General features: G+C 48.2%; 12 protein-coding genes. 11 read left to right on the top strand and 1 reads right to left on the bottom strand.

Annotation, left to right across the window (positions count from 1 at the left end; genetic code table 11):
- Positions 1–1419 precede the first annotated feature (1419 nt).
- The 7 genes from AC3WTP_RS21510 to pssA all read left to right on the top strand — a co-directional run bounded on the left by AC3WTP_RS21510 (position 1420) and on the right by pssA (position 9710).
- Positions 1420–1890 carry a CtsR family transcriptional regulator gene (locus AC3WTP_RS21510; RefSeq protein WP_492396675.1) on the top strand — a complete coding sequence of 157 codons (471 nt, stop codon included), beginning with the start codon at positions 1420–1422 and terminating at the stop codon, positions 1888–1890.
- Between the two features lie 109 nt (positions 1891–1999).
- The gene (mcsA, locus tag AC3WTP_RS21505) at positions 2000–2560 is read left to right on the top strand and encodes a protein-arginine kinase activator protein McsA (RefSeq protein ID WP_492396674.1); all 561 of its coding nucleotides are present in this window, start codon (positions 2000–2002) and stop codon (positions 2558–2560) included.
- Positions 2561–2683: 123 nt separating this feature from the next.
- On the top strand, positions 2684–3757 hold the full coding sequence (mcsB, locus tag AC3WTP_RS21500; RefSeq protein WP_492396673.1) for a protein-arginine kinase McsB: 1074 nt from the start codon (positions 2684–2686) through the stop codon (positions 3755–3757).
- Positions 3758–3833: 76 nt separating this feature from the next.
- Positions 3834–6281, top strand: a complete 2448-nt coding sequence (gene clpC, locus AC3WTP_RS21495) for an ATP-dependent protease ATP-binding subunit ClpC (protein ID WP_492396672.1) — start codon at positions 3834–3836, stop codon at positions 6279–6281.
- A 164-nt stretch (positions 6282–6445) separates the two neighbouring features.
- Positions 6446–7813, top strand: coding sequence for a DNA repair protein RadA (gene radA, locus AC3WTP_RS21490; RefSeq protein ID WP_492396671.1), 1368 nt, complete (start codon positions 6446–6448; stop codon positions 7811–7813).
- A 16-nt stretch (positions 7814–7829) separates the two neighbouring features.
- Entirely contained in the window at positions 7830–8909 is a 1080-nt protein-coding gene (gene disA, locus AC3WTP_RS21485) for a DNA integrity scanning diadenylate cyclase DisA (RefSeq protein WP_492396670.1), read from the top strand.
- A 66-nt stretch (positions 8910–8975) separates the two neighbouring features.
- Positions 8976–9710 carry a CDP-diacylglycerol--serine O-phosphatidyltransferase gene (gene pssA, locus AC3WTP_RS21480; RefSeq protein WP_492396669.1) on the top strand — a complete coding sequence of 245 codons (735 nt, stop codon included), beginning with the start codon at positions 8976–8978 and terminating at the stop codon, positions 9708–9710.
- A gap of 67 nt (positions 9711–9777) precedes the next feature.
- On the opposite strand, the gene AC3WTP_RS21475 is transcribed toward pssA, so the two are convergent.
- Positions 9778–10173 carry a nucleoside triphosphate pyrophosphohydrolase family protein gene (locus AC3WTP_RS21475; RefSeq protein ID WP_492396668.1) on the bottom strand — a complete coding sequence of 132 codons (396 nt, stop codon included), beginning with the start codon at positions 10171–10173 and terminating at the stop codon, positions 9778–9780.
- A 222-nt stretch (positions 10174–10395) separates the two neighbouring features.
- Here AC3WTP_RS21475 and AC3WTP_RS21470 point away from each other — a divergent pair, with 222 nt between their 5' ends.
- The 4 genes from AC3WTP_RS21470 (at position 10396) to gltX (ending at position 14329) form a co-directional block, all read left to right on the top strand.
- Complete coding sequence (locus tag AC3WTP_RS21470; protein ID WP_492396667.1) at positions 10396–11478, top strand: PIN/TRAM domain-containing protein; 1083 nt, start codon at positions 10396–10398, stop codon at positions 11476–11478.
- Positions 11479–11579: 101 nt separating this feature from the next.
- On the top strand, positions 11580–12284 hold the full coding sequence (gene ispD, locus AC3WTP_RS21465) for a 2-C-methyl-D-erythritol 4-phosphate cytidylyltransferase (RefSeq protein WP_492396666.1): 705 nt from the start codon (positions 11580–11582) through the stop codon (positions 12282–12284).
- 33 nt (positions 12285–12317) lie between these two features.
- Entirely contained in the window at positions 12318–12800 is a 483-nt protein-coding gene (ispF, locus tag AC3WTP_RS21460) for a 2-C-methyl-D-erythritol 2,4-cyclodiphosphate synthase (protein ID WP_492396665.1), read from the top strand.
- Positions 12801–12874: 74 nt separating this feature from the next.
- Positions 12875–14329 (top strand): glutamate--tRNA ligase, encoded by a 1455-nt coding sequence (gene gltX, locus AC3WTP_RS21455; protein WP_492396664.1) that lies wholly within the window; start codon positions 12875–12877, stop codon positions 14327–14329.
- Positions 14330–14414 lie beyond the last annotated feature (85 nt).

The raw sequence follows: 14414 nt of genomic DNA, 5'->3' as shown, positions 1-14414 counted from the left end.
GAGAGTAGGACGTCGCCAAGCTAACTAAAGCCCGCTGTTGATCTCGAATCGACAGCGGGCTTTTTCTATGTGGCAGGATTGATGTAAGGCTTTCATGAGGTCGAATCCACATAGGTGGATACCTGTATGTGCAATGCCTGCACCACACGGGTTAGATGCATTTTGTGCATCTAATTGCACGGATGACGGTCCTAAAACACAAATTAACTGCATTTCGTGCATTTATTTCAGTCAGAATTGGACAATGAGTTCTCGTGCAGCGAAAATAGATGTACATTATGCAGTTAGCACTCGGTCGACATACAGCAACTACATGCTAGCTGCACAAAATACAGTTAATTCAACAACAAGCACACGACATAAGAAGAAGGCTTGGTCAAACAAGATAAAGGTGTTCTACGAAAGCAGTTCAGCGTCGAGCGCAACAGGCTGATGTTGATCTCCAATCATCCCATAACTATTCACATAGTGAGGAACAATTCGCTATTTTTCGCAATCTTTCCACATGTGCATAACTTTCTTAACAGTATAGATCCTCCTATTTATCTATATATCCATTGAAACTTAGTAACATATCCACTCACATGTCCACTTTTTATCCACCATTTGTGGAAATGTCCTCGATTGTTCACATTTTCCAAACGGCCCAAAAGAAATTTCAGAGCTATATTTAAGGCATCTGTGCATAAGTGTGTTTATAATTTGACGTGGATTAGCATATGACAGTTGAATCTCCCCGCTTGCTGTATACGACCAAATGACGAATATACTAGAAATTTAAGAATATTCCTGCGCTCCCTTGTGACCTTCCGACAGATATCGCATCGTATACCGAGCTCTAACCCAAGTACTCCAGCAGCATCACCTCACTCATTTAATCCTGAGGGATCGCCTTAGTTACTCCGTAAGAGGTAATTTCCCCGTTATCTTAGTAAACCAGTGGTATGCCGCTCGCTCTAACCGGGATAAACCCAGTTATCTCACACGCTAATCCCATTTTCCACTTGAGATTACTTATGTAAGAGGGTTTTACCCTGTTATATCTGAATCCTGCAGTGCCGGACACCCTGTAACAGGGAAATACCGTGTTACCATCATTGGTCGAACTATGTGCACTGGCTGCATCTTAGCCAAGCTATCCGTGTATGAGTTAATATGCAGTGGAGTCACGTGTTGCATCTGGACATTTTTTAGATGTTCTGCTTGGACCGCACGCTGACCCACCCAGATACACTTCATAAATAATATTGTCAAATATAATGAAATGGCATATAATATAGTCAAGGTCAAAGAAAGTCAAAGTCAACGAATACTGACCTTAATCGAATAACCAATCAATAAGATGGTTAAACCTTATATAGGTATATCTCTCTTCAGCGGGACATGATGTGAGTAACATAGACGGGAAGGAGAGTGAACATGCGAAACATCTCCGATCTCATTGAGCAGCATCTAAAGCTGTTGCTTATGGATAGTCAAGAGGGTGCAGTTGAGATTCAACGAAACGATCTTGCGCTGCAATTCTCATGCGTACCTTCACAGATCAATTACGTGATTAATACACGCTTTACCCTTGAAAAGGGCTACTTGGTTGAGAGTAAGCGAGGCGGCGGCGGTTATGTTCGTATTCAGCGAATATCCCTTCCAGCTCAGCAAGCGATTCAGACCCATGTGTGCGATACCATTGGCAACTGTATAAGTCAGGAGTCGGCGGAGGGACTCATATATCGTTTGGAAGATGCTGAGGTCATCACCTATCGAGAGGCTAATCTGCTTCGTGCAGCTATGTCTCGCGATACCCTTGCCTTGAAGCTTCCTTATCGAGATGAGATACGCGCTCGATTGCTAAGAGCGATGCTGCTGACCTTGCTGGGTCAATCCAAATTATAGCTGCGCGCAAGGATGGCATCAGGTTGAAGAGTCAGTAACGGACACAAGCGTTCACAGAGCTTGAACAACAAAGCGTTCATTACGCTGGATCAGGAGGAGGAACGATTAGATGTTGTGTCAACAATGCGGTCAGAAGCCGGCTACATTGCATTTTACGAAGATTATTAACGGTCAGAAGACGGAGATTCACATATGTGAGAGCTGTGCTCGTGAGAAAGGCGAACTTATCCCAGGCGCGCCTAACGGATTCTCCATTCATAATCTGTTGTCTGGCTTGCTTGATTTTGATTTAACAGGTGGAGCTTCACAGTCGAATACAGCTGGACAACCGCTTGCCAAGGCGCAGACGGCTCGCTGTGATAACTGCGGGATATCGTACTCACAATTTAGTAAGATGGGACGCTTCGGATGCGACCATTGTTATGTATCATTTGGTGAACGCTTGGATCCTTTACTAAAGCGAGTTCACGGGAACATAAGACATGTCGGGAAGATACCAAGACGCAGCGGCGGGTTGATGAAACAGAAGCGTGAGTTGGAAGAGCTTCGTCATGAGCTTCATGAAAGCATCCGACATGAACAGTTTGAGAAGGCAGCGGAATTGAGAGACCGGATTCGCGATTTGGAGCAAGGGTTGTGCTCTACAGATACACAGGCATCCAATGAATGATGGTCTGAATAGTCATTAAAGTACAACTTGAACTTGCTATTCTCTTCTCTTTGTTTCAGCAGATTATACATGGACTTCATCGTACAAGACAGAACTCCGTTTCATTAAAGGAGGAGGTAGCGAATGACCACATATTCTTTTATGGAACAGCCGATAAGCGATTGGATGCGCGGAACAGGACCAGATAGTGACATCGTCATTAGCAGCCGTATCCGCATCGCTCGCAACATACATGGGCTGCCATTTCCACTGTTAGCGACTAATCAGCAGTCTCAGGATTCGTTAATGCTATTAACGAAGGTGGGAGAGACTCCTGAGTTTAAAGCGCTGGGACATTTTCAGATGATGAGGTTGTCTGACTTAAATGATATGGAGAAGCAGGTGCTGGTTGAGAAGCATCTGATTAGCCCGAACTTGGCGAGTGAGTCGCGCAACGGCGGACTGATCCTTAAGGATGATGAATCTGTCAGCATCATGATCAATGAAGAGGATCATCTTCGCATTCAATGCTTGTACCCAGGACTTCAGATTGTAGAAGCATGGGAAGCAGCCAATGTGATTGATGATATATTTGAACAGCAGGTGGAATATGCCTTTGATGAGAAGCATGGTTATCTGACTAGTTGTCCAACGAATGTGGGCACCGGTATTCGCGCTTCCGTTATGATGCATCTGCCCGCACTTGTGCTTTCGAAGCAGATTAACCGGATCTTGCAGGCTGTATCTCAAGTCGGACTTACGGTTCGCGGCTTGTATGGTGAAGGCAGTGAAGCGATCGGCAACTTGTTTCAGATATCGAATCAGATCACGCTTGGTCAAACGGAGCAGGAAATTATCGATAATCTGTATGGAGTCGTGAAGCAGATTATTGAGCATGAACGCAATGCCAGAGAACAGCTTCGTCAAGACAGTATCACGCGAATCACGGATAAGGTGTGCCGCTCATACGGTATTTTGAAGCATGCGGCAATTATGGAGTCTAAGGAAGCCGCGCAGCGCTTGTCCGATATTCGCTTGGGATCAGATCTTCAGATATTGAAGGAAGTATCCCCTACAATGTTGAATGAATTAATGGTAATGAGCCAGCCTGGCTTCCTGCAGCATATTTATAACAGAGCTTTGAATGCGGAAGAACGCGATATTTACCGTGCTCGTCTCGTTCGTGAGATGCTGAGCAAGGAACGTCAGAATGGTTGAAATATGATTTTTAACGATAACTAAAGTTTGTTCTTATTGAAAGATTAATTATTTATTTATATGGAGGTGCAAGTGGATGATGTTTGGTAGATTTACAGAACGAGCTCAGAAAGTACTGGCGCTGGCTCAGGAGGAAGCAGTCCGCTTGGGGCACAACAATATCGGTACGGAGCATATATTGCTCGGCTTGATTCGTGAAGGTGAAGGAATTGCCGCGAAAGCGCTGGTCGCTCTAGGTTTGAGTCTCGATAAAATTCAGGACGAAGTGGAATCGCTCATCGGCCGCGGTCAAGAGCAGCCAACGAATATTGCCTATACGCCGCGCGCGAAGAAAGTCATCGAGCTGTCGATGGATGAAGCGCGCAAGCTCGGCCATACTTATGTCGGTACAGAGCATATCCTGCTTGGCCTAATCCGTGAAGGTGAAGGCGTGGCCGCACGCGTGCTTAACAACTTAGGCATCAGCTTGAACAAAGCGCGCCAGCAAGTGCTCCAGCTTCTCGGCAGCAGCGAAGCGGTGTCCAGCCATCATGGCACGCCGCAAAATGTAAGCACGCCTACGCTGGACGGCTTAGCGCGCGACTTGACGGCGATCGCGAAGGAAGGCAACCTTGATCCGGTTATCGGCCGCGGCAAGGAGATTGAACGCGTGATTCAAGTGCTTAGCCGCCGTACGAAGAACAATCCTGTATTGATCGGCGAGCCTGGGGTCGGTAAGACCGCGATCGCAGAAGGTCTGGCGCAGAAGATCATTCAGAATGAGATTCCCGAAACATTGCGTGATAAGCGTGTAATGACGCTGGATATGGGATCTGTCGTAGCCGGAACGAAATATCGTGGTGAATTCGAAGATCGCTTGAAGAAGATTATGGATGAGATTCGTCAAGCAGGAAATATTATATTGTTCATCGATGAGCTGCATACGTTGATCGGTGCGGGCGGCGCAGAAGGCGCGATTGATGCGTCTAACATCTTGAAGCCGTCCCTTGCTCGCGGCGAACTGCAATGTATCGGTGCGACGACACTGGACGAATACCGCAAATACATCGAGAAGGATGCTGCATTGGAGCGTCGTTTCCAGCCGATCACGGTTGATCAGCCTACTCCGGAAGAAGCGATCCAGATTCTAAAGGGATTGCGTGATCGTTACGAGGCGCATCACCGTGTGAAGATCTCGGATGAAGCGATTGAGCATGCGGTTAAGCTGTCTGATCGATATATCACAGACCGCTTCCTGCCGGATAAAGCGATCGACCTGATCGATGAGGCCGGTTCGAAGGTTCGCTTGAATTCATATACGGTACCGCCGAATCTGAAGGAGCTTGAGCAGCGACTAGAGGATATCCGCAAGGAGAAGGATGCTGCCGTACAAAGCCAAGAGTTCGAGAAAGCTGCTGCTCTGCGTGATACGGAGCAGAAGATGCGCGAAGAGCTTGAAACTGTGCGCAACCAATGGAAAGAGAAGCAAGGTCGCATGGACTCCGAGGTGACAACCGAGGACATCGCTCAGATCGTAGCGAACTGGACGGGAATCCCGGTTATTAAGCTGAAGGAAGAAGAAACGGAACGCTTGCTGAAGATGGAAGATATTCTGCATAAGCGCGTAATTGGTCAGGACGAGGCTGTTAAAGCAGTCAGCCGCGCAATCCGTCGCGCACGCGCGGGTCTGAAGGATCCGAAGCGTCCGATGGGATCCTTCATCTTCCTTGGACCTACTGGTGTTGGTAAGACAGAGCTGGCTAGAGCGCTAGCCGAGTCGATGTTCGGTGATGAGAACGCCGTAATCCGCATCGATATGTCTGAATATATGGAGAAGCACTCCACTTCGCGTCTAGTGGGGGCTCCTCCAGGATATGTCGGCTATGAAGAGGGCGGACAATTGACCGAGAAAGTACGCCGCAAGCCTTATTCCGTCGTACTGTTGGATGAGATTGAGAAGGCTCACCCTGAAGTATTCAACATCCTGCTTCAAGTGCTGGAAGACGGACGCTTGACGGATTCCAAGGGACGAATTGTAGACTTCCGCAACACGTTGATCATTTTGACTTCTAACGTCGGCGCTGAAGCCATTAAACGCAATACGACACTTGGTTTCACGGCATCGGAGGATTCCGGTCGCGATTATAACAACATGAAGGATAAAGTCATGGGTGAACTGAAGAAGAGCTTCCGCCCTGAGTTCTTGAACCGAATTGACGAGATTATCGTATTCCACTCTCTCGATGAGAAGCATATCGGTGAGATTGTCAGCTTGATGGCAGACGATCTGAAGAAGCGTCTGAACGAACAGAATATCAACTTTGCGCTCACAGATAAAGCGAAGGTCTTCTTGGCTAAGGAAGGCTATGATCCGGCTTATGGCGCTCGTCCACTTCGTCGTGCGATCCAGAAGCACATCGAGGATCGATTGTCCGAAGAGCTCCTGAGAGGCACTATTACTAAGGGAGATTCGGTAACGATTGATGAGCAGGAAGGACAGCTGGTCGTCCTCAACAATGAAGTTAAGCCTGAAGTTACAACATAAGAGCTCAAATACGGTGATAATTCACGAAAAACGGTCAATTCCTTATATTAAGTAGCGAAAAACGGGTCCTTTGGACCCGTTTTTTTGTCTCACTTCTTTCCTCCACTCTTTAAAAGTGGTAAACTTGAAATTATTGAGCTTTTAGACAGGAGTTGTTGGCTGTCATGGCCAAGGTCAAGACCAAGTTTTATTGTGCAGAATGTGGATATGAATCCCCCAAATGGATGGGCAAGTGCCCGGGATGCAATGAATGGAATTCGATGGTGGAAGAGCGCGAAACCGTCGTTAAGACCTCCGGCGTACACTCAACCCTCACCCAGACGAAAGAAAAGCCACAACCCATCATACATATAGAAAGTGGTCGTGAACCGCGCGTCAGTACCACGATATCCGAATTGGATCGAGTATTGGGCGGCGGAATCGTACCGGGCTCGCTCATTCTGGTCGGCGGTGACCCTGGGATCGGTAAGTCCACGCTGCTGCTTCAAACATCGAATGCGGTCGCTGGCAGCGGCTTGAAGGTATTGTATGTATCTGGCGAGGAATCCATGCGTCAAACCAAGCTTCGAGCGGATCGGCTGGGATCCTTGTCGGAACGATTATTCGTATTAAGTGAAACGAACTTGCAATATATTGAAGAAGCAATCGATGCGATGAAGCCGGATTTCCTGATCATTGACTCGATTCAAACGGTTTACCAGCCTTCAGTAGAATCCGCGCCAGGAAGTGTTGCGCAGGTTCGGGAATGTACGAGCGCATTTATGCGAATAGCCAAAGGCAGGGGCATTGCTACCGTTCTAGTGGGTCATGTGACCAAAGAAGGCGCGATTGCAGGACCGCGCCTGTTGGAGCATATGGTGGATTGCGTACTTTATTTTGAGGGTGAAAGACATCATTCGTATCGGATTCTGCGCGCTGTGAAGAACCGTTTTGGTTCTACGAACGAAATGGGGATATTCGACATGACCGAAGGCGGGCTTGTTGAGGTTAAGAATCCTTCAGAGCTGTTTCTGCAAGAACGGCCGCTTGGTGTTTCCGGTTCTATCGTTGTAGCAAGTATGGAAGGAACTCGTCCAGTACTCGTTGAGATGCAAGCCTTGGTTGCAGCGACGAACTTTCCATCACCGCGTCGAATGGCGACTGGAATCGACCATCATCGACTGGCGCTTATTATCGCTGTGTTGGAGAAACGGATGGGGATGTTCCTTCAGAATCAAGATGCGTACGTGAACGTAGCAGGCGGTATCCGATTAGATGAACCTGCTGTGGATCTAGCAATAGCTGTCGCGATTGCCTCAAGCTTTCGTGATACGCCGACCCAACCGTTTGATGTCGTTATTGGCGAAGTTGGGTTGACTGGTGAAGTTCGTGCTGTTTCACGAGCGGAACAACGAGTGAAGGAAGCAGAGAAGCTCGGCTTTAAGCGAATTATTATGCCTGAGAATAGCTTACGTGGTTGGACACAGCCTAAGAATATTGAGATCATCGGAGTGAATACCGTTGCAGAAGCATTGACTGCGGCGTTAAGTTAGGGGGCATATATAGAGAATGAAAGAGACGCAGAATAAAATAGATATCATCAACGACTTACTCAAGCTTGTTGCGCCGGGTACACCGATTCGCGAAGGACTGGAGAACGTATTGCGCGCGAAGACGGGAGCGCTGATTGTTCTGGGATACAGCCCTGAAGTAATGGAAGTTGTAGACGGAGGCTTCTCCATTAACTGTGATTTTACACCGAGTTACTTATATGAGCTTGCTAAGATGGACGGTGCCATCATATTGAGTGAGGATATGAAACGTATTTTGTATGCGAACACTCAGCTCATTCCTGACTCCTCCATACCGTCGATTGAAACGGGAATTAGACACCGTACTGCGGAGCGTGTGGCGAAGCAGACAGGCAAGCTCGTCGTGTCGATATCCCAGAGGCGGAATGTCATCACGCTATACCAAGGAAGCCTGCGCTATTCGCTTAAAGAAATTGGCGTCATTCTGACGAAGGCGAACCAAGCGATTCAGACATTGGAAAAATATAAAGTTGTTCTTGTTCAAGGCTTGACCAATTTAACCGCCTCGGAGTTCGAAGAGTTGGTAACATTGTATGATGTTGTCAATGTTATGCAACGCATTGAGATGGTGTTACGTATTAAGATGGAGATCAAGCGTTACATCAACGAACTTGGAACCGAAGGCAGATTGATCAGCATGCAGCTGGAAGAGCTTGTGAGCAACACGGAAGACGATGCATGGCTGCTGCTGAAGGACTATGCTCGTGAGAATAGCGATGAGAAGATTCGCGACATTCTTGTACAGTTGAAGAAATGTACGCAAGATGAACTGCTTGACGCCCATCATCTGGTTCGTATGCTTGGATACCCGGCTACGCAGGCTACTCAAGATGAGCCTATCTTACCGCGAGGATATCGTGTCTTGAGCAAGATCCCGCGTTTGCCGAACGTCGTCATTCAGAATCTGGTCGACAACTTTGGTTCGCTGCCTCAAGTGATGATGGCGACGATCGAAGAGCTGGACGAAGTTGACGGAATTGGTGAAGTGCGTGCCCGCACCATCAAGGAAGGTCTGAAGCGAATCCAAGAACAGGTATTTATTGACAGACAGATTTAATCTTAGATCTTATTTACCACATATGAAATTACAGACGTTGGGCATAGTAAATCCAGAGGTGAACCTATGATTACAAAGTCAATTCCGAGCTTGTTTACGATCGGTAACTTGTTTCTCGGAATCATTGCCATTATGCTTGCGTTTCATGATGATTATAACTTGGCAGCGCTAATGGTCATTATCGCGATGCTGTTGGACGGTCTTGACGGCCGAGTGGCTCGAGCACTGAATGCGCAAAGCGAGTTCGGAAAGGAATTGGATTCATTATCCGATGTTATTTCTTTCGGGGTCGCACCAGCATTTATCATGTATGTGACAGCGCTTAGTGAAGTGAACCCGCCGGCATTGGCGTGGATCGTGACTGCCATATTCCCGATATGCGGCGCATTGCGACTTGCCCGCTTTAATGTTATTGATGGCGTCCCCGGCTATTTCGTTGGCCTTCCCATCCCGGCAGCAGGCGGTGTCGTATGTACACTAGCGCTGTTCAGCGATGATATTGCGGCTCCATATCTCATTGTGGCTATGCTGCTTGTATCGTATCTGATGGTCAGCACGGTTCGTTATCCGAACTTCAAGAAGGTCGGTATTCCGAAGAAGGCGATCTGGATTACTCCATTTGTGATCGCGTTCGCAGTTGCTATTGCGCTGTGGAAGCCGGAACAGACCCCTAAACTGATATTTGTGCCGCTCGTATTATACGCGCTGCTCGGTTTAAAAAAAAACGTTAGAATGCTCAACCGACGTCGTCGAAAGTCCCGCAAGGACTCCGAAGACCTAGTATCTAAGCATTCTTCCTAGAAGTTGAAATAGGGCTGTATCCTCGTTCGAGGACGCAGCCCTATTTGTGTATTGCCAAACCGCATGATTATGACAAGTTGAAGATCCCCAGTGTAGAGCACTTGCTGGATTCCTGCTCCACGACTTCATCGAGGTTAATATCCAGCAGATTGCACAATGCCGACATGTAGAATATATGTTTCCCCAGCTCAGTTCGAATCACATCTTTGCAGTTCTCACACAGATGTCCTTGAACATGACTCTCCATGCTATGCTTCGCTTCTTGAATATCCATCTCCTCTTTATATGGTTGTCGCTTCGCGTGAACCTCCAAGCATCCGCATTCCGTTATAGCCTTTGTCACCGCGCGATTCACGGAAGCGTCTGATTGCCCATACTTGGACAGTACGTCTAATAAACTCCGATGGCGAAGCAGTAAGTCAGCGACTTGTTCTTGAAACATTTGCAAATTAGGAGTACTCATTTCAATTCCACCTCTATTCATGTAATGGTGCGGCTTATGGAAAGGCGCACTTAAGGGTCATGGGCATCGTGAATTATGTGCTACTAATCTCATTATAAAACTAATAATTACCATTTATCAACAAGATCAATTTGGAATTTATCTACAGAAACGGATTAGGACTCCATTCAGTTGGTCATAATTGTAAGGATGTGATTATAAAAATGGAGGAGGTGGAGATTCATGTTAAAACGTACGACAATGGCAATATCTGGGGTCATTGGCGCTTGGTTGGGCATGGAAATGCATAAGAATATAATCGCAAGTTCACTTAATTGGTCTGGAGCAGTAGATAGTTGGTCGTCCGGACTCGTATGGTGGGCTATAGGCGGAGGCATTCTCGGCATGATTCTATGTCAGACTTTAATGGTGCCGATGCAAAGATTGTGGGAAGCATTTCGCGATCAAGTAGCTGAGATGTCTATGAACCAGTTAATGATTTATACGTGCGGACTTTTAATTGGACTCTGCTTTGCGGCACTGCTTGTGCCATTATTGGGTCATTTTGGAGTGGTTGGAAATGTAATTGCGGTACTCATCACGATCGGATGCGGGGTTACCGGATTACAGATGTCACGATGGAAGTTGGATGATGTTGCCCCATGGGTTCAGTCACTGCGCACTCCATTACCTGAAGAAGTATCCGAATACCGGTTTGAGGAACATAAAATATTGGATACAAGCGTCATCATTGATGGCCGGATTGCGGATATCTGTAAAACTGGCTTTATAGAAGGTACGATTGTTATACCGGAATTCGTGCTGGAGGAATTGCAGCATATTGCAGATTCGCCGGATCTTCTGAAGCGCAACCGAGGAAGACGCGGGCTCGACATTCTGAACAAGATTCAGAAAGAGCTTGAGGTCAAGGTATTGATCTACGAAGGCGATTTCGAAGAGATATCGGAAGTTGACAGCAAGCTGGTGAAGCTGGCTAAGGTGCTGAAGGGTAAAGTCGTGACGAATGACTTCAACCTGAACAAGGTATGTGAGCTTCAAGGTGTGTCAGTTCTGAACATCAACGACTTGGCTAATGCGGTTAAGCCGGTTGTGCTTCCAGGTGAAGAGATCGTTGTTCAGGTCATTAAGGACGGTAAAGAACACGGACAAGGTGTTGCTTATCTAGATGACGGAACGATGATTGTCGTTGAAGGCGGCCGTGATTATATCGGCACCACGATGGAAGTGCTTGTAACGAGCGTACTGCAGACTTCTGCGGGTCGAATGATATTTGCGAAGCCGAAACTGTTGGAAAAAGCCCAATAAACAGGTATGATGGTGATATGACCAACAGGGAGCGTTATCAGGTTCTTATACCAGTCGCCTTAGGTCACATATTACTAACTGGGGAAACTGGGGGAAAGAGCATGAATCAACGTTTCGGGGTTGTCGTTGTAGCGGCTGGGAAAGGCACGCGCATGGGCACGCCGGAGAGCAAACAGTTTCTGCTGCTGCAGGACAAGCCTGTACTGGTACATACACTGGAACGATTCGAGCGAATGGAGCAATGTGAGACGATTGTACTCGTGACATCGTCGAACGATGCAGCGCGCTGCGAGTCATGGGCAGAGCAATACGGCCTGACGAAGGTGCGCGATATTGTGGCTGGCGGCAAAGAGCGCCAGGATTCAGTATATGAAGGATTAACAGCGGCACAGAAGCGGGGTGTCGAGGTTGTGCTTATACATGACGGTGTCCGTCCTTTCGTGACGGAGACCGACGTGCTTGCCTGCTGCGAAGCAGCCGTACAGCATCGAGCAGCCGTGCTTGCTGTGCCGGTTAAGGATACGATTAAGCAAGTGAATGCAGACGGCGTCATTGTAGCGACGCCGGATCGAAGCAGTCTGTGGGCGATTCAGACCCCACAGGCTTTTCGTCTTGATGACGTGATGAGAGCGCATCATGCGGCTCGTGAAGCGGGATGGCTCGGCACGGATGACGCGATGCTCGTTGAACGCATCGGAATTGAAGTTCATATCGTAGAAGGAAGCTATACGAATATTAAGCTGACCACGCCGGAGGATCTGCTCTGGGCGGATTGGTGGCTAACACGCCAGAATGAAGATGAATAATAGGATATCCTAATATTGGGGAGGACTTATAATATGATTCGAGTGGGGACAGGCTTTGATGTGCATCAACTGGTGGAAGGAAGGCCATGTATCATCGGCGGCGTTACGATTCCGTATGAGAAAGGATTGCTTGGTCACTCCGATGCGGACGTATTGCTGCATACGGTTAGCGACGCCGTATTGGGAGCTCTAGGCTTGGGGGATATCGGCAAGCATTTTCCTGATACAGATCCGGAGTTCAAAGATGCGGACAGCGTGAAGCTGATGGAGCATGTGTGGGCGCTTGCGAAGGAACGCGGCTACAAGCTCGGCAATGTGGATTGCACGATCATTGCGCAGCAGCCGAAGATGCTGCCGTATATTCCAGCGATGATGGAAGTAATTGCTCGTGTGCTGGAGGCGGACGTCTCGCAGGTGAATGTTAAAGCGACGACGACGGAGAAGCTCGGCTTCACAGGAAGAGGCGAAGGTATTGCGGCACAAGCTGTTGTCTGCTTAATTCGCGATATGATATGATTATGGGATGAATAAGGCTGGCAGATGAGGCTGCTGATGCTGGGATTTTAGCATAGTACAGAGGGGATGTAACCATGAGTAAAGAAGTCCGAGTACGGTATGCGCCAAGTCCAACAGGACATTTACATATCGGAAACGCGCGTACTGCGCTGTTCAATTATTTGTTTGCAAGACACCACGGTGGAAAGTTCATCGTTCGCATTGAAGATACGGACGTAAAGCGCAATGTGGCAGGCGGAGAAGAGAGCCAGTTCAAGTATATGAAATGGCTTGGCATAGATTGGGATGAAAGTATCGATGTGGGCGGCGAGTATGGCCCATATCGTCAGACGGAGCGTCTGGATATTTACATGCAGCATGCGCAGGATCTGATGGATCGCGGACTGGCTTACCGCTGCTATTGTACGGAAGAAGAGCTAGCGAAAGAACGCGAAGCTCAGGTGGATCGCGGCGAAACGCCTAAGTATTCAGGCACTTGCCGTCATCTGACGCCTGAGCAGCAGGCCGCTAAGGAAGCGGAAGGTCGTCAATCGAGCATTCGTTTTGTTGTGCCGGAAGGACGCTCGTACACGTTCAATGACATGGTCAAAGGTGACATTACCTTTGAATCCGATACAACTGGAGACTGGGTCATCATCAAGAAGGACGGCATCGCAACGTATAACTTTGCGGTTGTCATTGATGACTACCTGATGAAGATGTCGCATGTACTGCGCGGAGAGGACCATATCACGAACACGCTGCGTCAGCTGATGATCTATGAAGCATTCGGCTGGGAGCCGCCGATATTCGGTCATATGACGCTTATCGTGAATGAGACTCGCAAGAAGCTGAGCAAGCGCGATGAATCGATCATTCAATTCATCGAGCAGTACGATCAGCTTGGCTATCTGCCGGAAGCGATGTGCAACTTCATTGCACTGCTTGGTTGGTCGCCTGAAGGTGAAGAAGAGATGTTCTCGCCCGAAGAACTGATCAAGATATTCGATGCGAATCGCCTTTCGAAGAGTCCCGCGGTGTTTGACACGAATAAGCTGACTCATCTGAATAACTTATACATGAAGAAGAGTGACCCTGATCGCATCGCTGCAATGGCGATTCCGCATCTGCAGAAGGCTGGCCGCTTGCCGGAGACGTTGACGCCAGAGCAAGATGCTTGGGCTAAAGCGCTCGTGAAGCTGTATCAGGAGCAGATGAACTGCGCGTCTGATATCGTCGAGCTGTCGGATCTGTTCTTCCGCGACGAGCTGGATCTGGATGAGGAAGCTGCGGCAGTGATGGCGGAACCGCAAGTGCCGCAAGTGCTTGCTGCCTTGCATGCGAAGCTGGAAGCGGCATCGGCATGGGATGCGGATACGATGAAGGCGGCATTGAAGGAAGTGCAGAAGGAAACAGGAGCGAAGGGCAAAGGCTTGTTCATGCCGGTTCGCGTAGCTGTATCCGGACAGATGCACGGTCGCGACCTGAATGAAACAATCGTGCTTCTTGGCCGCGAGACTGTACTGAAGCGCTTGAAAGAGCGCGCATAGACATACAGCTTACGAATGATTGGCTATCTTTGCGATGTATGCGAAGCGCCATTGTCAACCATGTGGAATTTAAAGTATACTGGTC

The sequence above is a fragment of the Paenibacillus sp. EB106-04-04-XG159 genome (assembly GCF_058791835.1).
Note: the sequence above shows the minus strand (reverse complement) of the source record. Positions and strands in the feature narration are given on the sequence as shown.